The sequence below is a fragment of the Castellaniella sp. MT123 genome, assembly GCF_039614765.1.
In the GTDB taxonomy this organism is placed as follows: Bacteria; Pseudomonadota; Gammaproteobacteria; order Burkholderiales; family Burkholderiaceae_B; genus Castellaniella.
This window is the reverse complement of record NZ_CP154879.1, coordinates 3038645-3056806: the sequence shown is the minus strand read 5'-3', so window position 1 is coordinate 3056806 and position 18162 is coordinate 3038645. Positions and strand designations below refer to the sequence as shown.

Sequence of the window (18162 nt, the reverse complement as noted above, 5' to 3'; positions counted from 1 at the left end):
GTTGGTGTCATGATCGGTATTTGTCAGCACCCCTGAACACGACCGACAATTTCCGCTGCCCTATCTGATTCTCATGGACACGGAAAAATGCATGCATGTGTGATCGGCGCTGGAGTCATCGGCGTCACCACGGCCTGGCAACTGGCCCGCGAAGGCTGGCAAGTCACCCTCGTCGATGCCGCCGCCGAACCGGCCAGCGGCGCCAGCCACGCCAACGGCGGCCAGCTCAGCTACAGCTATGTCGCCCCGCTGGCCGGTCCTGGCGTCCTGCCCGACCTGCCCCACTGGTTGCTCAGCCCAAGCTCGCCGCTGCGCTTCAAGCTGCGTGCCGATCCCCGGCAATGGCGCTGGTGCCTGCAGTTCCTGCAAGCCTGCAATGCCCGCGCCGCCTCGGCCACCACCGCCCAGCTGCTGTCGCTGTCCTATCTCAGCCGGCAAGTACTGCACGAGATCCAGCGGGATGACCCCATCGACTTCAGCCATCTGCGCAACGGCAAACTGATCGCTTACCGCACACCGGCGCTGCTCGACAAGGCCCGGGCCCAGGTCGAACTGCAGGCCGGGCTGGGCTCTGAACAGCGGGTCCTGGATGCCGACCAGTTGATCGAGCTGGAACCCGCCCTGGCGCCGGCCCGCGCCCGCCTGGCTGGCGCGGTCTACACCCCCAGCGAGGAATCGGGCGACTGCGCCCGGTTCACCCAGGGCCTGTTCCAGCGACTGTCGGCCCTGCCGGGGGTCGAACTGCGCATGCGGACCTCGATCCAGCGACTGGAGCGGTCGGACAATCGCATTCGTAGCCTGCGCACGACGCAGGGCGAACTCATCGAAGCGGACCAGTTCGTCCTGGCAGCCGGCCTGGAAAGCCGGCAGCTATTGGCGGCGCTGGGCACGCGCGCGCCGCTCTATCCCCTGAAGGGCTACAGCCTGAGCCTGCCCTGCACCGCCGGGCAGGTGCCGGCCATCAGCGTGACCGATTACGAGCGGCGCACCGTCTACGCCAAGCTGGATGGGACCCTGCGCATCGCAGCGATGGTCGGCATCGGGATCACCGGACAGGGCATCGAAGCCGATCGCATCGCCCTCATCAAGCGACAGGCCCGGGAACTGCTGCCGCAGGTGGACATGGAACCGGCCCAGGCCTGGGCCGGCGAACGCCCCGCCACTCCCCACGGCCGCCCCATCATCGGGCGCAGCCGGGCCGCGTCCAATCTGTGGCTGAACATCGGCCACGGCGCCCTGGGCTTCACGTTGGCCTGTGGCAGCAGCCACCTGCTGGAAAGCTTGATGACGGGCTCAGCCCCCGCGATCGATCCGGCACCGTTCCAGCCCACCTGCTGAAAATACCGGCCCTCACCCCGATGCTCGGGACTTTCGCAGGCTCGGCGACGAGCCCTGCGGGGCACGCCCCTGAGGCGCTCTCATGACTGGCATGCGACCGGGTTAGTCATGTATTCTCCGGGTCGTTATGATTCGAGAAACGCTGCTGACGACATGGAAATCTGGTTGCAATCCTCGATCCATGCCCTGCTCGCCGCACTGGCCCTGCCAGGCGTCGGCCTGCCCGCCATCTTCGTCATCAGTCTGATCTCGGCCACTTTGCTGCCGCTGGGGTCGGAACCGGCCGTCTTTGCCTATGTCCAGATCGCGCCGCATATGTTCTGGCCCGCCGTGCTGGTCGCCACCGTGGGCAACACCCTGGGTGGCATCACCAGCTATGCCATGGGCACGGGTGCGGAAACCCTCTGGGAACACTGGCGCGCATGGCGGGGACATGCGCCGGCGGACCTCCCGCGCGCCAATACGCAGGCGGGCGGCCGCTGGCATGCGCTGACCACGCGCTGGTTCCACCGCTTCGGCCCCCCGGCCCTGCTGCTGTCCTGGCTGCCCGTCGTCGGCGACCCGCTGTGCGCCGTCGCTGGCTGGCTGCGGCTACCGTTCTGGCCCTGCGTCGTCTACATGGCCGTCGGCAAGCTGCTGCGCTACATCGCCATGACGGCGGCACTGCTGCATGCCTGGCCCTGGCTCAGCCAGCTGTTGTAGGCCCGCGGGCCGATCGCGGCATCCTGAACACCCCTTCTCCGAACGACATCCTTTTGCCTTTAAACTAAGCAATTGCCCCTCCTTCCGACAGGGGCACCACGATGCATCCATGAACGCCTCCGTCGCCCCCGAACTGCTCGAACCCGCCCAGGCGCCCCGTCTGCGCGAAATCCCCTACAACTACACCTCCTGGTCCGACCGTGAAATCGTCCTCAGGCTGCTGGGCGAACCTGCCTGGCAGCTGTTGTCCGAACTGCGGACCCAGCGACGCACGGGCCGCTCCGCGCGGATGCTCTTCGAGGTCCTGGGCGATATCTGGGTCGTGCGGCGCAATCCCTACCTGCAAGACGACCTGCTGGACAATCCCAAACGTCGCCACCAGCTCGTCGAAGCCTTGAATCACCGGCTGACCGAGATCGATCGGCGCCGCGAAGACGACCACGGCACACGCGACGCGAAAGTTCAGCAATTGCTGGCTGCGGCACGCAGCGCCGTGGCCGCCTTCGAGGACAGCTTCGTGGCCATGGACAGCCTGCGTCGCGATGCGATGAAGCAGCTGTCCCATCTGACCAAACGCGACAACATCCGCTTCGATGGCTTGTCGCGCGTCTCGCACGTGACCGATGCCACGGACTGGCGCGTGGAATACCCCTTCGTCGTGCTGATGCCCGACACCGAGGACGAGATCGCCGCCCTGGTGCGGGCCTGCATTCATCTGGGACTGACCATCATCCCCCGTGGCGGCGGCACCGGCTACACGGGCGGCGCCATCCCGCTGACCTGGCGCTCGGCCGTCATCAACACCGAAAAGCTCGACGCCATCGGCCCGGTCGAGGCCATCGCACTGCCCGGCGTCGAAGATCCGGTGCACACGATCCTGACAGGCGCTGGCGTGGTGACCCGCCGCGTCGCCGAGGCGGCGGAGGCCGCCGGGCGCGTCTTCGCGGTGGACCCGACCTCGGCCGATGCCTCCTGTGTGGGCGGCAACGTCGCCATGAACGCCGGTGGCAAGAAGGCCGTGCTCTGGGGCACGGCGCTGGACAATCTGGCCTGGTGGCGCATGGTGGATCCCCAGGGCAACTGGCTGGAAGTCACCCGCCTGGACCACAACTGCGGAAAGATCCACGAGGTCGAGTCGGCGCGCTTCGAACTGAAATGGTTTGACGGCGCCCGGCGCCCCGGCCAGACGCTGCTGAAAACGGAAATCCTCACCATCGAGGGCCGGCGCTTTCGCAAGGAAGGGCTGGGCAAGGACGTGACCGACAAGTTTCTAGCCGGCCTGCCGGGCGTCCAGAAGGAAGGCTGCGACGGCCTGATCACCGCCGCGCGCTGGGTCCTGCACCGCATGCCGACCCATACGCGCACCGTCTGCATGGAATTCTTCGGCCAGGCCCGCAACGCGGTGCCGTCCATCGTCGAGGTCAAGCAATACCTGGATAGTCGGGGCCGCGCCCAGGGCGCGATCCTCGCCGGGTTGGAACATCTGGACGAGCGCTATCTGCGCGCCGTTGGCTACGCCACCAAAAGCAAACGCGGCACCCTGCCGAAAATGGTGCTCATCGGCGACATCGTCGGTGACGACGAACACGCGGTGGCAATGGCCGCCAGCGAGGTCGTGCGCATCGCCAACACCCGGCACGGCGAAGGCTTCATTGCGGTCAGCCCCGAGGCGCGCAAAAAGTTCTGGCTGGACCGCTCCCGCACCGCAGCCATCGCACGACACACCAACGCCTTCAAGATCAACGAGGACGTCGTCATCCCCCTGCCGCGCATGGGCGAATACACCGACGCGATCGAGCGCATCAACATCGAGCTGTCCACACGTAACAAGCTGCGCCTAATCGACGCGCTGGAAACCTACCTGGGCGGCGACCTGCCCATCGGCAAGGCCGAGGACCCGGACGACGCGGAGCATGCCCGCGAAGCCATCCTGGCCACCAGGCACCACGACGCGCTGGAAACCCTGTCGGCCGTGCAGCGCCGCTGGACCTGGCTGCTGGGTCACCTGGACGCACCGCTGGCCGACAGCCTGGACACGCTGTCGTCGCTGGGGCTGACGGCGCTGGAACCAGCCCTGCGCGAACGCCTGGCGGCCCAGCCCGATGCGCGCATCCTCGATGTGATTCAAGACCACACCTTACGCATTTCCTGGAAAAACGACATCCGCGGCGCGATGGAGCGCCATTTCGCGGGCGCCGAATGCGCCGCCATCCTGGCGGGCCTGCAGGCCACCCACGACCGCATCCTGAAGAGCCGGGTCTTCGTGGCGCTGCACATGCACGCCGGCGACGGCAACGTCCACACCAACATCCCGGTGAATTCCGACGACTACGAGATGTTGCAGGAAGCCAATGACGCCGTGGCGCGCATCATGGGTATCGCCCGAGGCCTGGACGGCGTGATCTCCGGCGAGCACGGCATCGGCCTGACCAAATATGAATTCCTGACCGAGGCCGAACTCGGTCCGTTCCAGGATTACAAGCGACGCATCGACCCCGACGGCCATTTCAACGCCGGCAAGCTCATGCCAGGCGCCGACCTGTCGCGCGCCTGGACGCCCAGCTTCAACCTGCTGGGCTATGAATCGCTCATCATGCAGCGCAGCGAGATCGGCGCGATCTCCAACGCGATCAAGGACTGCCTGCGCTGCGGCAAATGCAAGCCCGTGTGCGCCACCCATGTGCCGCGCGCCAATCTGCTGTATTCGCCGCGCAACAAGATCCTGGCCACGTCGCTGCTGATCGAAGCCTTCCTGTACGAGGAGCAGACCCGGCGCGGCGTCAGCATCCGCCACTGGGAGGAATTCGAGGACGTGGGCGACCACTGCACGCTGTGCCACAAATGCTACAACCCCTGCCCGGTGGACATCGACTTCGGCAACGTGTCGATGGACATGCGGGCGTTGCTGCGGCGCATGGGCAAAAAGTCCTTCAATCCCGGAACGGCGGCGTCCATGTTCTTCCTGAACGCCAAAAATCCGCGCGTCATCAAGGCCACCCGCACCGCGATGATCGACATGGGCTACAAGGCCCAACGCCTGGCCCATGACCTGCTGGCGCCGGTGGCGAAGAAACAGCTGGCGCATCCACCAGCGACCGTGGGCAAGGCGCCGGTCCGCGAACAGGTGATCCACTTCATCAACAAGAAAATGCCCGGCGGCCTGCCCAAGCAGACTGCGCGCAAGCTGCTGGACATCGAAGACCCGGACATCGTCCCCATCATCCGCAACCCCGCCACCACGGCGCCCGACACCGAGGCCGTGTTCTATTTCCCGGGTTGCGGGTCGGAACGCTTGTTCTCGCAGGTCGGGCTGGCGACCCAGGCCATGCTGTGGCATGTGGGCGTGCAGACCGTGCTGCCGCCGGGCTACCTGTGCTGCGGCTACCCTCAGCGGGGTAACGGGCTGGCCGACAAGGCCGAACAGATGGTGACCGACAACCGGGTGCTGTTCCACCGCATGGCCACGACGCTGAACTACCTGGACATCAAGACGGTGGTGGTCAGCTGCGGCACCTGCTACGACCAGTTGGAAAGCTACGAGTTCGACAAAATCTTCCCCGGCTGCCGGCTGATCGACATCCATGAATATCTGCTGGAAAAGGGCGTGGACATCGCCGGGGTGCAAGGTGTGCGCTACATCTATCACGATCCCTGTCACACGCCGATGAAACAGCAGGATCCGATGAAGACGGTGAAGTCCCTGCTGGGCGAATCCAACGCCATCAAGACCGACCGTTGCTGCGGGGAATCGGGCACGCTGGCGGTGTCGCGTCCCGATATTTCGACGCAGATCCGCTTTCGCAAACAGGAAGAACTGGCAAAGAACACCGCCGCGATCCGCGCGGACGGATTCGAGGGCGAGGTGAAAATGGTGACGTCCTGCCCGTCCTGTCTGCAGGGCCTGGCGCGCTACGAGCAAGACACGGGGTTATCGGCGGACTACATCGTGGTGGAAATGGCCAAGCACCTACTGGGCAACGACTGGATGCCGGATTACGTGAAGGCGGCCAACGCAGGCGGGATCGAGCGGGTGCTGGTGTAGAGGGCCACCGGGGCCAGACCGCCTCGCGGGTGCGGCGCCGCTCGGTAACCTTATTTTCGAAATGGGTATTGGCAAGCGATCAGAATTGATCTAAATTTGTTTTGCTTTGAATTTTCAGAAAATACTGAAATTACAGAAATAAGCAAACGAAACGTCATGCTTCTCTCTTCTCAATCCGAGCGCTTTATCCTTCACTTCGGCGAAATGGGCAGCCGCTGGGGCGTGAACCGGACTGTCGGTCAGATTTACGCCCTGCTGTTCATCGCGCCGCACCCCCTGCACGCTGATGAAATCGCTGAAACACTGAAATTCTCGCGATCCAACGTCAGCATGGGACTCAAGGAACTGCAATCTTGGCGTCTGATCCGGCAGGCGAATCGGGTCGGAGACCGGCGCGACTACTACGAATCACTGGGCGACGTCTGGGAAATCTTCCGAGTCCTCATGGAAGAAAAACGCAGACGGGAGATCGATCCGACCCTCAGCCTGCTGCGCGACATGCTCCTCGATGCCCCAAAAAGCGAGGCCGACGCCCACGCCCGTCAGCGCATGCAGGCCATGCTGGAGCTGATCGAGCTGTCCACCGACTGGTTCGATGAGATCCAGCGCCTGCCGCCGGAAACCCTGCAAAGCCTGATGCGGCTCGGTGCCCGGATCCAGAAAGTACTCGATTTCGCCGGCAAGCTTCGCAGTCCCAAACTCTCGGGGAATCCATCATGATCGACTTCGACGTCGTCAACCTGTCGCGGTTCCAGTTCGCCGCCACCGCCATGTACCACTTCCTGTTCGTGCCGCTCACGCTGGGGCTGTCCTTCCTGCTGGCGATCATGGAAAGCGTCTACGTCATGACCGGCCGCACGATCTGGAAGCGCATGACGATATTCTGGGGCACGCTGTTCGGCATCAATTTCGCGCTCGGCGTGGCCACCGGCATCGTAATGGAATTCCAGTTCGGCATGAACTGGTCCTACTACAGCCACTATGTCGGCGACATCTTCGGCGCGCCGCTGGCCATCGAAGGTCTCATGGCTTTCTTCCTCGAAGCCACGTTTGTCGGCCTGTTCTTCTTTGGCTGGGACCGGCTGTCGAAACTTGGCCACCTCGTCGTGACCTGGCTGGTCGCACTGGGCACGAACCTGTCCGCCCTGTGGATCCTGATCGCCAACGGCTGGATGCAGAATCCAGTCGGCGCGGCGTTCAACCCCGACACCATGCGCATGGAAATGACCGACTTCGCCGCCGTGCTGTTCAACCCGGTGGCCCAAGCCAAATTCGTGCACACCGTCAGCGCTGGCTACACGGCGGGCGCCATGTTCGTCATGGCGATCAGCGCCTGGTACCTGCTGCGCAAGCGGCACATCGACCTGGCCAAGCGATCGATGGTCGTGGCCGCCAGCTTCGGCCTGGCCGCCTCGCTATCCGTAGTGGTACTGGGCGACGAGAGCGGCTACCTGACCACCGAGCATCAGAAAATGAAGATCGCGGCCATAGAATCCATGTGGCAGACCGAGCCGCCGCCAGCCAACTTCAACCTCATCGCGATACCCAACCAAGCGGAACGCAAGAACGATTTCGCCCTGGAGATCCCCTACGTGATGGGCATCATCGGCACACGCTCGCTCACGACGCCCATGCTGGGCATCAACGATCTGGTCACGCGGGCCGAGACCCGCGTGCGCAGCGGCATCGACGCTTACGAAACCCTGCGCCACATCCGCGCCCACCCGGACGACCAGGCCGCCCGCAAGCGTTTCGATAAAATCTGGCCCGATCTCGGCTACGGGCTGCTGCTCAAACGCTACACACAGGACCTGTCCAAGGCGACGGACGACCAGATCCGCCAGGCCGCGCTCGACACCGTCCCGAACGTGACGCCCCTGTTCTGGACATTCCGCGTCATGGTGGCCGTCGGGTTCTATCTGATCCTGTTCTTCGCCGTCGCCTTCCTGCTCGCCTCGCGCGGGCGCCTGGGCGGCAGTCCCCGGCTGCTGAAGGCTGCTCTCTGGGGCCTGCCCCTGCCCTGGGTGGCCATCGAATGCGGCTGGCTCGTGGCCGAATACGGCCGCCAGCCCTGGGTCATCGAAGGCGTACTGCCGACCTACTACGCAGCCTCCGGCCTGACGATCACGGACCTGGCCATCAGTCTGGCAGTCTTCCTGGTGCTATATACCGCATTGCTGGTGATCGGCGTGAAAGTCATGTTGCTTGCCGTCCGGAAGGGCCCCCAGGATGTGCACGACCCCCTGGATCCGGCGGCTTCCGGCTTGCCCGGACGGATCACCCTGCAGGCTTGAACGGGAGATGGTAATGGAAACCTTAATTCCTCTGGACTACGGCACGCTGCGCGTGATCTGGTGGGCACTGCTGGGCGCCCTGCTGATCGGCTTCGCGATCATGGACGGCTTCGATCTGGGCGTGGCCGCGCTACTGCCCCTCGTCGCGCGTACCGATATCGAACGGCGCATGGCGCTGAACCTCGTCGGCCCGGTCTGGGAAGGCAACCAAGTCTGGCTGGTCACGGCGGGCGGGGCTATCTTCGCCGCCTGGCCGCTCCTGTATGCGGCGTCCTTCTCGGGCTTTTACCTCGCCATGATGCTGGCTTTGCTGGCGCTGATCCTGCGGCCTGTCGGCTTCAAGTACCGCAGCAAGCTCGAAAATCCGCGCTGGCGCGGCAACTGGGATGCCGCGCTATGCTTCTCCGGAACCATCGCGGCCCTGGTGTTCGGGGTGGCCATGGGCAATGTGATCCTGGGCGTACCCTCCAGCTTCGATCCGGATACCATGCGCCCCGTCTATACGGGCCAATTCTTCCAGCTGTTCTCCCCCTTCGCCCTGCTGTCAGGCGTCCTCGGCGTCTCGCTGGTGGCCATGCATGGTGCCGTGCTGCTGGCCTGGCGCACAGAAGGGATGGTAGCAGCCCGGGCACGCCGCTGGGGCACGACGGCAGCTCTGCTGTCGATCGTGTTGTTCGTGGTCGGAGGCTTCTGGGTGGCCTACGGTATCCAGGGCCATGCCATCACCAGCTTCACCGATCCCTCCGCGCCCTCCAACCCGCTTGCCAAGAGCGTCGCGCTCCAGACCGGGGGTTGGATGCGCAATTTCACGATCTGGCCCGCGATGTGGCTCGCCCCGGCCGCCGGCGTGGGCGGGGCGCTGCTCACGGCCATCCTGATGTCCATCGGCCGGGCCGGCCCCCTGGCGTTTCTGGCCTCGTCGGCCGCGTTCGCCGGCGTGATCCTGACGGCAGGCTTCGCACTGTTCCCCTTCATCCTGCCCTCATCGAGCCAGCCGGCGGCGGGACTGACCATCTGGGATGCGTCATCCAGCCACCTGACCCTGTGGATCATGCTGCTCGCGACCCTGATCCTGCTGCCCATCGTCACCGCCTATACCGCCTGGGTCTACCGCGTGATGCGGGGCAAGGTCACGGCGGAATCGATCGGCACTTCCCCCCACGCCTATTAAGGAGCCGGACATGTGGTATTTTTCATGGATTCTCGGCCTGGGCCTGGCCTGCGCGTTCGGCATCCTGAACGCCATGTGGTTCGAACTGCGCGAGGGTCATGCGCACGCGCCGTCAGTGGACCCCGCGGACGTCGAGTGAACGATCGCTCCAGCCTGGAATACGACCCAGCCATCCTCCAGCCCGCAACGCCAGACCAGGCCCGATGGCTGCGGGATCTGGCGCGCCTGGCCCGGGCCCCACTGGCCCTCGCCTCGACAGCCCCCCTGCTGGCCGGCGGCCTGCTGGTGCTCCAGTCCTGGCTGTTGGCGCACGTCCTGGAAGCCGGCTTCGTCCAGAAGGCCAGCCGCGACGCCCTGCTGCAGCCGCTTGCCATGATCGCCGCGCTGATCCTGGCCCGTGCGGCACTGGCCTGGATGGCGGAGCGCGCGGGCGCTCGTGCGGCCGAACGCATCAAGCATGCCGTCCGCCGGACACTGATGCGCACCTTGCTGGCTGCCGGCCCCTCATGGACACGACGCCGGGCATCCGGCGAACTGGCGGGCGCGGTCGTCGAGCAGACCGAAGCCCTGGACGGCTATTTTTCCCGCTACCTGCCTTCCATGGCGGCCGCCGTCGTGCTACCGATCGCGTTTTCGCTCATCATTTTGCCCGTCGACCTCATCGCCGGTCTCCTGCTGCTGACAACCGCCCCGCTGATTCCGCTCTTCATGGCCCTGGTCGGCTGGGGCGCGGAAGCGGCCAGCCGGCGCCACCTGCGGACTTTCGCCCGGCTGTCGGGATTCTTTGCCGACCGGTTGCGCGGCCTGTCCACCCTGAAATTGCATGGCCGCGCACAGGCCGAAGCTGAAGCGGTCGCCCAGGCCAGCGATACGCTGCGCGACCGCACCCTGGCCGTCCTGCGTATCGCATTCCTGTCCTCCGCCGTGCTGGAATTCTTCGCCGCGCTCGGCGTGGCGGGCGTCGCCGTCTACATCGGCCTGAGCTACCTGGGCTACCTGAATCTGCGCGGACAGGCCCTGTCCCTCCAGGCGGGTTTCTTCTGCCTGCTGATGGCACCGGAGGTCTATACACCCCTGCGGCAGTTCGCCGCCCACTATCACGACCGGGCGGCCGCGCGGGCCGCCGTGGCCCAGATCGAAGCATCCTTCGATTGCCTCCCGGCCATCGACACGCCCCCGCCGGAGCGGCCAGCCGGTCCCCCCGAAGCGCGGCACCAGTTCGCGCGCGACGCCGGCATCTCCGTACTCGCCGGGCCGTTGCGGCTGAGCCTGCCGCAACGGCCCCGGCCTATCCTGGATGGTCTGTCGTTGTCGATCCAGGCGGGCGAGCACGTCGCCCTGCTGGGCGCCAGCGGCGCCGGCAAGACAACCTTGCTCGAAGTCCTGGCGCGGCTCCAGGCCGCCGAAGGCCCCCTAAGGCTCGGCGGGCGCCTCCTGGCCGAATGGCCAGAGGAGGATCTGCGCGATCAAGTCGTTCTGATCGGCCAGCGCCCCTTCCTGCTCCAGGGGTCGATCGCCGACAACATCCGGCTCGGGCGTCCCGATGCAAGCCCCGCAGAGATCGCCGACGCAGCGCGAAGGGCCTGCGTGACGCCATTCGTCAGCGATTTGCCGCAAGGCCTGGATAGCAGGATCGACCCCCGCGGACACGGCCTGTCCGGCGGACAGGCGCAGCGCGTTGCACTGGCCCGGCTATACCTTCGCGACCCCGGCCTCATCCTGCTCGACGAGCCCACTGCGCATCTGGACGACGACACGCAAAAAGCCGTTCTGGACGGTCTTCTGTCCTTCGCACGCGGGCGCACGCTGCTGCTAGTCACGCACTCGCCTACGGTCGCTCAACGACTGACCCGCCGCATCCTGCTGACGAACGGCCTCATCGAGGCGGCGGCATGAATCCATCGGACCGACCCGGGCCGCTGTCTACGGACGCGCAGCGAAGCGACCACCCAATGGGCCGCGGACGCCTTCTGATCCAGGTCTACCGACGTCATTGGCCAAGCCTGGCCGCCACCATCGCCCTGGCCCTGCTGACTGCGGCGGCCGGCGCGGGCCTGCTGGGCGTCGCTGGCTGGTTCCTGACCGGCGCGGCCCTGGCCGGGGCCGCTTCGGCGAGCGCGGCCCAGACCTTCAACCTGTTCGCGCCCTCGGCGCTGGTGCGCGGGTTCTCATTCATCCGCATCGGCGCCCGCTATGCGGAACGCCTGGCCGGCCATACGGCGACATTGCGCCTGCTCGCGGAACTGCGTGGCACGATCTTTCTCGCCCTGGCCCGCCTGTCGCCGCGCCAGCTCGCACGCTATCGCGCAGGCGACCTGGTGGCACGCCTGACCTCCGACGTCGACGCGCTGGATACATTGTTCCTGTCCCTGATGGCCCCGCTGCTGAGCGCCCTGATGGCGGGTCTGGCACTGACGGCATGTCTGGTCTGGCAGTTGCCGGCCGCCGCCTGGATCGTCGCCACAGCCTTCCTGGCCGCCTGCCTGCTGGTCCCGGCCATCCTGCTATACCGGACCAAAGCGCCGGGCCGGGCAGTACAGGACAGCGCGGCGCAATTGCGGGCAGCGATACAGGAAGCAGCCGAAGGTCATGCGGACATCCTCGCGCTGGCGCTCTCGGCGTCAGTCCGCCAGCATTTCGACGAAACCTGCCGCCAGGCATCCCGTGCCCGCGGCGTCCAGGCCAGCCTGAGCGCTAGCGGCCAGGGCCTGATCCAGGCTGCCACCGGTGCAGCCCTGCTGGCCATCCTGTGGGCCGGCCTGGATGCCGTCGCGCACGGCCTGATGCAGCCCCCCGTGCTGGCTGGGCTGCTGTTGGCCACCCTGGGCCTGTTCGAAACCGCGGGCCCCGTCGTCCGGGGCGCGGCGCGCATGGGCGCTACGCTTGCGGCGTTGACGCGCATCGAGGCCATCACAGGGGCGGAACCCGACCTGCAGGATCCGCCGGCGCCCACCAAGCTGCCATCGGCGGGCGCCCTGCAGGTTCGGGGCGTGCGCTATGCCTATCCGGAAGCTCCGGACAGGGTGGTCCTGGACGGTATCGATCTCGACTTCCATCCCGGAAGCCGCACCGCCCTGACCGGAGCCAGCGGCTCGGGAAAATCCACCCTGCTTCACCTGCTGCTGCGTCTGGACGACCCCCAATCCGGCTGCATCCGCTTCGGCGGAGTCGATGTGCGCGACTGCGCCCAGCGCGACCTGCATCGCCGCATCGCCCTGCTGGCCCAGGATGCGCCGCTGTTCCTCGGTACGATCCGGACCAACCTGCTGATCGGCGATCCGCAGGCCGACGACGGGTCCTTGTGGCATGCCCTTGACGCCGCGCGCCTGGGCGGCTTCGTCCGCAGCCTGCCGCACGGCCTGGATACCTGGATCGGGGAAACGGGGGCCGGCCTTTCGGTCGGACAGGCACGCAGGCTGACCCTGGCACGAGTGCTGTTGTCGCCTGCGGACGTTCTGTTGCTGGACGAGCCGACCGCTGGTCTGGACGCCGACACGGAGGCGGAATTCCTGGCCGACCTGCCCCGGGCCACCCGGGGCCGTACCGTCGTGCTGGCCACGCATGCGTGCCTGCCGCCCGGCACCGTCGATCAGTCCATTTCCCTGGAGGCCCCAGATCAGCACAGGCGACAACGCAGCCCTGAGGCTCGTGAGCCATCCAGGCCGCAAACCCCGGCCTGACACGCAACGATCCGGCAGCTATTCCTCGGCGCCGGTTTCGAACTCGCAGACCGTGTAGACGGGCAACCCCGAATCGCGGACTGCCTTCGAGCCGCCCAGGTCGGGCAGGTCGATGATCGCGGCGGCTTCGGCCACATTGGCGCCCAGGCGCTGCAGCAGGCGCGATGCCGCCATCATCGTGCCGCCGGTGGCGATCAGGTCGTCGATCAGCAGGACGCGCTGACCGGGGCGCACCGAATCGGTGTGCATCTCGACGGAGGCATTGCCGTATTCCAGTGCGTATTCCTCTACCACTGTCCGATAGGGCAGCTTGCCCTGTTTGCGCACCGGCACGAAGCCCAGATTCAATTCGTAGGCCAGGACGGACCCGACGATGAATCCCCGCGCATCGATCCCGGCGACGAGGTCCAGGCGTTGACGCATGTAACGGTAGACGAACAGGTCGATCAGCACCCGAAACGAGCGCGGATCCTGCAGGATGGGGGTGATATCCCGGAACTGGATGCCGGGTTTCGGCCAATCGGACACGGTGCGGATCATGTCACGGATGTATTGGGCCGGATCGGTTTGCATGGCATCATCCTGTCGAAGAAAGCGAGGCGGCCACAGTTTAACAAGCCGGACACCACCACGGTAGCCAAATCGTCCCGGGCTCGGCGACACGCCAAGACACGAACTCACAGTAAAATCCAACGATGCATCCCCATCCCCAGCCCAGCCCAGCTGCGGTCCGCGCCAGCGCGCATCGCACGTTCGACATCGAGATCCAGGCACTGCAAGCCCTGCAAGGCCGCATCGACGACCGTTTCGGGCAGGCCGTATCCATGATCCTGGACTGCCCGGGGCGGGTGGTCGTCACGGGCATCGGCAAATCCGGCCACATCGCGCGCAAAATCGCGGCCACGCTGGCCTCGACAGGCACGCCGGCGTTCTTCATGCATGCCGCCGAGGCCATCCATGGCGACCTCGGGATGCTGACCGGCCAGGACATCCTGCTGGCGATCTCGTATTCCGGCTCGGCCCAGGAACTGATCACCATCATTTCCGTGGCCAAGCGCATGGGCACGCGCATCATCGCCGTGACGGGCCATGCGGATTCGGAACTGGCCCGCAACGCGGATCTCAGCCTGGACGCCGCGGTGGATCACGAGGCCTGCCCGCTGAACCTGGCACCGACCGCCAGCACCACGGCCGCGCTGGTTCTGGGCGATGCCATGGCGGTCGCCTGCCTGGAGGCCCGCGGCTTCGACCGCGAGGATTTCGCACGCTCGCACCCCGGTGGCGCCCTGGGGCGCCGCCTGCTGACATCGGTGGCCGACATCATGCGCAGCGGCACTGCCCTGCCGCGCGTGCGCCCCGATACGCTGATACCCGATGCGCTGACGGAAATGTCCTCGAAAGGCATGGGCATGACCATCGTGCTGGAAGACGACCGGCCCGTCGGCATCTTCACCGACGGCGACCTGCGCCGCATGATCGCCCAGCACGGCGACATCCGCGCGCTGCCGGTATCGGCCGGCATGAGCCGGCACCCGAAAACGATCGCGGCGGACGCCCCGGCCATCGAGGCGGCCAGCGTCATGGACGCCAACAAACTGAGCCAGATGCTGGTGCTGGACGCCGACGGGCTATTATTGGGGGCTTTGCACATGCACGATCTTCTTGCCGCAAAGGTCATCTGATGAACGAGCTGCCCCGTTTTTCCCACCCTGCCGAAGCCCAGGTTCTGGCGCGCATCGCCCCGGAAGTGCGCGAGCGCGCCCGTGCCGTGCGCATGATGGTGTTCGACGTGGACGGCATCCTGACCGACGGCAGCCTGTGGTACGGCGAACACGGCGAAGCCGTCAAGCCCTTCAACGCCCTGGACGGCCATGGGCTGCGCCTGCTGCGCGAACAGGGCATCCGGGTAGCCTGGGTCAGTGGCCGCAAGAGCGCCATCACCGCGCGGCGCGCGGCCGAACTGGGGATCTCACCCGCCCTGCAGGGGGTCCACGACAAGATCACCACCGTAGAGGACCTGGCCCGCGAGGCCGGCCTGGGCTTGCAGCACGTCGGCTACATGGGTGACGACATCATCGACCTGCCCGTCCTGCAGCGCGTCGGTTTCGCCGCCAGCGTACCCAACGCCCCCTTCTATGTCGGCCAGATCGCCCACTGGGTGTCAAATCTGCCTGGGGGCAGCGGCGCCGTGCGCGAATGCTGCGACCTGCTTCTGGCGGCGCAGGGCCGCCTGGGGGCCTGCTTTACCGCATCCCTGTCCACTCTGGGCGGTGCGATCCAATGAAAGACCGACTGCCCGGACTGGTCGCGGTGCTGCTGCTGGGCCTGCTGGTGCTGGGCACCTGGTGGGCGTCGGACTATGCCTTGCGTTCGATCCAGATCGACCCACCCCGGCGCATGACGCACGAGCGCGACTCCTGGGCCAAGCAGTTCGTCATGGTGCGCACCGATCCACGGGGACATGCCATCGACCGCCTGGAAGGCACCACGATGGAACATTTCCCCGATACGGACAACTACGAGATCACCGCCCCCCGAGCCGTGGGCCATAAGCCGAATTCGCCCATCACGGTCGGCACGGCCCTGCGCGGCACACTGGATCAGCATGGCGACCGCATTGTGCTCGATGGCAACGCCCACCTGCAGCGCCTGCCCGACGCCGAGCACAAGCAGCTGGATGTGCGCAGCGAACAGCTGATCATCGAACCCAACAAAGACCTGGTGCATACCGACCTGCCGGCGCTGGTCGTCAACGGCAATTCGACCATGCGCGGCCAGGGCATGCGCTACGATAACCGCACCCGACAGCTGACGGTCAAGGCCGCCAGCGACGTGAAAATCTCCGGCGAAGATCAGGCGAACAGCAACGCCGGACCCAAAAAGGCCACCAAACCATGAAAATTTCGCCTCTCGCCCTGTTTGCCGCATTGGCGGCCTGCTGCCTCGCGCTGTCGGCCCAGGCGGCCCCGGCCAAAGGCAAGTCCACCCAGACGAAACCCGAGCCGGACACGGTCATTTTGTCCGACACGTTGCATTATGACGACCTCACCAAGACCAGTACCTTCACCGGCAACGTGCTCCTGACCCGGGGCGCCATGACGCTGCGGGCCGACAAGCTCGTCTCGCACGAGGACGCCCAGGGCAACCAATTCGGCACGGCCACGGCAGACAAGGGGCATGTGGTCACGATCCGCCAGGAAAACCCGGAAAAGTTCGAAACCCTGATTGCCACCGGCCAGCAGGCTGACTACGTTGGCCAGTCCGGCGACATCACACTGACGGGGCAGGCCACGGTCACCCGCCAGATCTGCGGCCAGTCCTTCGACAACGTGCGGGGGGCGCGCATCATCTATCACGAGAAGACTGGCACCTACGAAGCTTTCGGCGGACAGAACTCCGCAGCCGCCGGCGGCCGTGTACGTTCCCTCGCCCAGCCTCAGTCCCGCATCGATCAGGCCATCGCCAAGTGCCGGGCAGGTCGTTCGTAATCCCGTTCATCGCCTGCCCATGTCCACCACCGCAGCATCCATTTCCGAATCCGAGCCGCCCCGCGCCCGCGGCAGCCTGCAGGCCATCGGCCTGGGCAAAAGCTTTGGCCGCCGAGCCGTGGTCCAGGACGTCTCCCTGTCGGTCGACAGCGGCGAAGTCGTCGGCCTGCTGGGCCCCAACGGCGCGGGCAAGACCACCAGCTTCTATATGATCGTGGGGCTGATCCCGGCCGATACCGGCCGCATCCTCATCGACCACCACGACGTCACGGGGGTGCCCATGCACCGCCGCGCCCGCCTGGGGCTATCCTACCTGCCGCAGGACGCCTCGGTATTTCGCCGCCTGACGGTCGAACAGAACATCCGCGCGGTCCTGGAACTGCAGCGCGACTCGCAGGGCCACGCTCTGTCGGCCCATGCCATCGAAGAGCGCCTGGAATCCCTGATCGACGAACTGCAGATCGAGCACATCCGCCGCAATATGGCGATTTCCTTGTCGGGCGGCGAGCGCCGCCGCGTGGAAATTGCCCGCGCCCTGGCCACGCATCCACGCTTCATTCTGCTGGATGAACCCTTCGCGGGGGTCGACCCGATCGCGGTCATCGAGATCCAGCGTATCGTGCAATTTCTGAAGGGCCGCAATATCGGCGTGCTGATCACCGATCACAACGTGCGCGAAACGCTGGGGATTTGCGATCGCGCCTACATCATCAGTGAAGGCCGGGTGCTGACCAGCGGCCACCCCAGCGATATCGTGGACAACGAGGCCGTGCGCCAGGTCTATCTGGGAAAGAATTTTCGGATGTAACAGCCCACGCGCCGCATCGAACGCCAGCCAGACAGCCTTCAGACAAAATGGCCCCGGACAACGGGGCCATTTTCATGTGCTGGCACCCATCAAAAGGCACCGCAGCGAATCCCGCTATCTTACCCCGTTTCCCCCCCCTTGCTGTCCTCGTGGCAATGGGTACACTGGACTTGTCATCAAACTGTCAGAAAAGGAGGTCTCATCCCCACATCCCCCGGTTCCCGATGGAACCACCTCTGTTTTTTCCGCAAGGAGTCTGCACTATGAGCCTGACAATCACCGGTCGTCATCTGGAAATCACCCCAGCCATCCGCGAATACGTCCACACCAAGACTGCGCGCATCCTACGGCACTTCGATCAGGTCATCGACACCCAGGTCCTGCTCTCGATAGAGCCCCTGAAACACACCGCAGAAATCACCATGCGCCTGCGCGGCAAGGACCTGCACTGCGAAGCCTCGGATGACAACCTGTATGCGGCCATCGATCTGCTGGTCGACAAAGTCGACCGCCAGGTGATCAAATACAAATCCAAGGCTCAGACCTACGCTCATGAACCCCCCAAACGTCAGGAAATTCTGGCGGAATGACATCCTGACCAGCCGTTTTCCCGCTGTTTGAATCGACACATGGCCTCGC

General features: G+C 65.6%; 16 protein-coding genes. 15 read left to right on the top strand and 1 reads right to left on the bottom strand.

What is annotated here, in order from left to right:
* Window positions 1-87 precede the first annotated feature (87 nt).
* The 9 genes from ABCV34_RS14420 (at window position 88) to cydC (ending at window position 13227) form a co-directional block, all read left to right on the top strand.
* Complete coding sequence (locus ABCV34_RS14420) at window positions 88-1338, top strand: D-amino acid dehydrogenase (protein WP_345796903.1); 1251 nt, start codon at window positions 88-90, stop codon at window positions 1336-1338.
* A gap of 153 nt (window positions 1339-1491) precedes the next feature.
* Window positions 1492-2040, top strand: coding sequence for a YqaA family protein (locus tag ABCV34_RS14415; RefSeq protein ID WP_345796902.1), 549 nt, complete (start codon window positions 1492-1494; stop codon window positions 2038-2040).
* 109 nt (window positions 2041-2149) lie between these two features.
* Window positions 2150-6082, top strand: coding sequence for an FAD/FMN-binding oxidoreductase (locus tag ABCV34_RS14410; protein ID WP_345796901.1), 3933 nt, complete (start codon window positions 2150-2152; stop codon window positions 6080-6082).
* A gap of 156 nt (window positions 6083-6238) precedes the next feature.
* Window positions 6239-6802, top strand: a complete 564-nt coding sequence (locus tag ABCV34_RS14405) for a GbsR/MarR family transcriptional regulator (RefSeq protein WP_345798796.1) — start codon at window positions 6239-6241, stop codon at window positions 6800-6802.
* Window positions 6799-8376, top strand: coding sequence for a cytochrome ubiquinol oxidase subunit I (locus ABCV34_RS14400; protein ID WP_345796900.1), 1578 nt, complete (start codon window positions 6799-6801; stop codon window positions 8374-8376). Before ABCV34_RS14405 ends, ABCV34_RS14400 begins: the two co-directional genes overlap by 4 nt.
* A gap of 13 nt (window positions 8377-8389) precedes the next feature.
* The gene (cydB, locus tag ABCV34_RS14395) at window positions 8390-9547 is read left to right on the top strand and encodes a cytochrome d ubiquinol oxidase subunit II (protein ID WP_345796899.1); all 1158 of its coding nucleotides are present in this window, start codon (window positions 8390-8392) and stop codon (window positions 9545-9547) included.
* Window positions 9548-9557: 10 nt separating this feature from the next.
* Window positions 9558-9686 (top strand): cytochrome bd-I oxidase subunit CydX, encoded by a 129-nt coding sequence (gene cydX / locus ABCV34_RS14390; protein ID WP_345796898.1) that lies wholly within the window; start codon window positions 9558-9560, stop codon window positions 9684-9686.
* Window positions 9683-11443, top strand: a complete 1761-nt coding sequence (cydD, locus tag ABCV34_RS14385; protein ID WP_345796897.1) for a thiol reductant ABC exporter subunit CydD — start codon at window positions 9683-9685, stop codon at window positions 11441-11443. The genes cydX and cydD overlap by 4 nt, the downstream gene beginning before the upstream one ends.
* A 56-nt stretch (window positions 11444-11499) precedes the next feature.
* Complete coding sequence (gene cydC, locus ABCV34_RS14380; RefSeq protein ID WP_345796896.1) at window positions 11500-13227, top strand: thiol reductant ABC exporter subunit CydC; 1728 nt, start codon at window positions 11500-11502, stop codon at window positions 13225-13227.
* Between the two features lie 18 nt (window positions 13228-13245).
* Here cydC and ABCV34_RS14375 read toward each other — a convergent pair whose 3' ends face one another.
* Window positions 13246-13800, bottom strand: coding sequence for an adenine phosphoribosyltransferase (locus ABCV34_RS14375; protein WP_345796895.1), 555 nt, complete (start codon window positions 13798-13800; stop codon window positions 13246-13248).
* A 122-nt stretch (window positions 13801-13922) separates the two neighbouring features.
* Between ABCV34_RS14375 and ABCV34_RS14370 the strand changes: the two genes are divergently transcribed.
* The 6 genes from ABCV34_RS14370 to raiA all read left to right on the top strand — a co-directional run bounded on the left by ABCV34_RS14370 (window position 13923) and on the right by raiA (window position 18113).
* On the top strand, window positions 13923-14909 hold the full coding sequence (locus tag ABCV34_RS14370; protein ID WP_345796894.1) for a KpsF/GutQ family sugar-phosphate isomerase: 987 nt from the start codon (window positions 13923-13925) through the stop codon (window positions 14907-14909).
* The gene (locus ABCV34_RS14365; RefSeq protein ID WP_345796893.1) at window positions 14909-15511 is read left to right on the top strand and encodes an HAD hydrolase family protein; all 603 of its coding nucleotides are present in this window, start codon (window positions 14909-14911) and stop codon (window positions 15509-15511) included. The genes ABCV34_RS14370 and ABCV34_RS14365 overlap by 1 nt, the downstream gene beginning before the upstream one ends.
* Complete coding sequence (lptC, locus tag ABCV34_RS14360) at window positions 15508-16125, top strand: LPS export ABC transporter periplasmic protein LptC (RefSeq protein WP_345796892.1); 618 nt, start codon at window positions 15508-15510, stop codon at window positions 16123-16125. Before ABCV34_RS14365 ends, lptC begins: the two co-directional genes overlap by 4 nt.
* Window positions 16122-16715, top strand: a complete 594-nt coding sequence (gene lptA / locus ABCV34_RS14355; protein WP_345796891.1) for a lipopolysaccharide transport periplasmic protein LptA — start codon at window positions 16122-16124, stop codon at window positions 16713-16715. Before lptC ends, lptA begins: the two co-directional genes overlap by 4 nt.
* A gap of 19 nt (window positions 16716-16734) precedes the next feature.
* Window positions 16735-17523 carry an LPS export ABC transporter ATP-binding protein gene (gene lptB / locus ABCV34_RS14350; RefSeq protein ID WP_345796890.1) on the top strand — a complete coding sequence of 263 codons (789 nt, stop codon included), beginning with the start codon at window positions 16735-16737 and terminating at the stop codon, window positions 17521-17523.
* A gap of 263 nt (window positions 17524-17786) precedes the next feature.
* Window positions 17787-18113 carry a ribosome-associated translation inhibitor RaiA gene (gene raiA, locus ABCV34_RS14345; protein ID WP_345796889.1) on the top strand — a complete coding sequence of 109 codons (327 nt, stop codon included), beginning with the start codon at window positions 17787-17789 and terminating at the stop codon, window positions 18111-18113.
* Window positions 18114-18162: the final 49 nt, after the last annotated feature.

What these genes read in the sequence shown, in the direction of transcription:
- ABCV34_RS14420 (WP_345796903.1), top strand. Translation starts at nt 88, where the DNA reads ATGCATGCATGTGTGATCGGCGCTGGAGTCATCGGCGTCACCACGGCC.
- ABCV34_RS14415 (WP_345796902.1), top strand. Translation starts at nt 1,492, where the DNA reads ATGGAAATCTGGTTGCAATCCTCGATCCATGCCCTGCTCGCCGCACTG.
- ABCV34_RS14410 (WP_345796901.1), top strand. Translation starts at nt 2,150, where the DNA reads ATGAACGCCTCCGTCGCCCCCGAACTGCTCGAACCCGCCCAGGCGCCC.
- ABCV34_RS14405 (WP_345798796.1), top strand. Translation starts at nt 6,239, where the DNA reads ATGCTTCTCTCTTCTCAATCCGAGCGCTTTATCCTTCACTTCGGCGAA.
- ABCV34_RS14400 (WP_345796900.1), top strand. Translation starts at nt 6,799, where the DNA reads ATGATCGACTTCGACGTCGTCAACCTGTCGCGGTTCCAGTTCGCCGCC.
- cydB (WP_345796899.1), top strand. Translation starts at nt 8,390, where the DNA reads ATGGAAACCTTAATTCCTCTGGACTACGGCACGCTGCGCGTGATCTGG.
- cydX (WP_345796898.1), top strand. Translation starts at nt 9,558, where the DNA reads ATGTGGTATTTTTCATGGATTCTCGGCCTGGGCCTGGCCTGCGCGTTC.
- cydC (WP_345796896.1), top strand. Translation starts at nt 11,500, where the DNA reads ATGGGCCGCGGACGCCTTCTGATCCAGGTCTACCGACGTCATTGGCCA.
- ABCV34_RS14375 (WP_345796895.1), bottom strand. Translation starts at nt 13,800, where the DNA reads ATGCAAACCGATCCGGCCCAATACATCCGTGACATGATCCGCACCGTG.
- ABCV34_RS14370 (WP_345796894.1), top strand. Translation starts at nt 13,923, where the DNA reads ATGCATCCCCATCCCCAGCCCAGCCCAGCTGCGGTCCGCGCCAGCGCG.
- ABCV34_RS14365 (WP_345796893.1), top strand. Translation starts at nt 14,909, where the DNA reads ATGAACGAGCTGCCCCGTTTTTCCCACCCTGCCGAAGCCCAGGTTCTG.
- lptC (WP_345796892.1), top strand. Translation starts at nt 15,508, where the DNA reads ATGAAAGACCGACTGCCCGGACTGGTCGCGGTGCTGCTGCTGGGCCTG.
- lptA (WP_345796891.1), top strand. Translation starts at nt 16,122, where the DNA reads ATGAAAATTTCGCCTCTCGCCCTGTTTGCCGCATTGGCGGCCTGCTGC.
- lptB (WP_345796890.1), top strand. Translation starts at nt 16,735, where the DNA reads ATGTCCACCACCGCAGCATCCATTTCCGAATCCGAGCCGCCCCGCGCC.
- raiA (WP_345796889.1), top strand. Translation starts at nt 17,787, where the DNA reads ATGAGCCTGACAATCACCGGTCGTCATCTGGAAATCACCCCAGCCATC.